This window comes from Pseudomonas haemolytica, assembly GCF_009659625.1.
Taxonomy (GTDB): Bacteria; Pseudomonadota; Gammaproteobacteria; order Pseudomonadales; family Pseudomonadaceae; genus Aquipseudomonas; species Aquipseudomonas haemolytica.
In genome coordinates this window covers 1-993 of sequence record NZ_VOIW01000020.1, presented here as the reverse complement: position 1 = coordinate 993, position 993 = coordinate 1, and the positions used below count along the sequence as shown (strand labels likewise).

General features: G+C 61.6%; 1 pseudogene. It reads right to left on the bottom strand.

Going from position 1 to position 993, the window contains the following annotated elements:
* Positions 1-993, bottom strand: a pseudogene (locus tag FRT59_RS27065) (type IV secretion protein Rhs); the annotation flags it as partial.

Genomic DNA, 993 nt, shown 5'->3' with positions numbered 1-993 from the left:
TGCTTCAGCACTGCGTTCTGCCGCGCCCGCCAGCGCATCTGCATCGTGCCTTGCTTCAGCCCGCCGACCACCCCGCGAACCGCCACCGCCTTGTAGCGGTCCACCGCCTGCATGAACTTGGTGAGAATCGCCAGTACACCCTTCACGAAGCCCACGGCAGCCTGAAGAATGTGTGCGCCGTACTTGGCCAGGCGCACGCTCAAATACGCCACGCCCGCCGCCGGCAACGCGATGGTCAATACCGCGCCAATCACCAGATCAATCAGCAACGACACCATAAAACCGGCGACCGCTTGCGCCACTTCACTGGGCGGTAATGCGTCCAACCAGATCATGCCGGTGCGCAGTAACAGGTACAGCGCCGCTTCATCACTGGCGAGCAACATCGCCTGTTCCATGACCTTGGGCGCATCGGTGGCGATCTGCGCCAACTTCGCCGCTTCGCTACCCAGTTGCTCGACGTACTTCAGCGGATCGTCAAGAATGGCTTGTACCAACTTGATGCTGTCCCACACGTCATGAATCGCCGCCCAACTGCCCGCCAGCACGCCGCTGCCAATCGCGCTGGCAGTAGAGCGTTCCCAGTGCGGTTTGAAGCCTTGCCACTGCGACCGAAGCCACTGTTCCAAGTCCGCCGTCAGCCCGGCATAGGAGGCAAACAAGGCGTCCACTTGTTGCGCTGAAACACCACCCTGAACCCGCACCTGATAGCGCCCGCCAGCGGAACAGTAGTGCGAACCCTTGCCGTGCTCATCGAGCATCACCAGCGTGGAGCTGCCGTCATCCAGGCCGATCACCTCAACCGGGATATCGCCAATCGGCACGTCATACAACGACTCGAACTTGCTCTCGATCTTCAGCACGCCACCCACTGGGCAGCGGGCCACGGTGGAAAAATCCGCGTCGCTAAGGCTTACCGAACGCTGCGAATCCCCAACCCGCAACACCCGGTCCATGCCCAGCAACGACGGCATATCCGCCGCATGACTGACC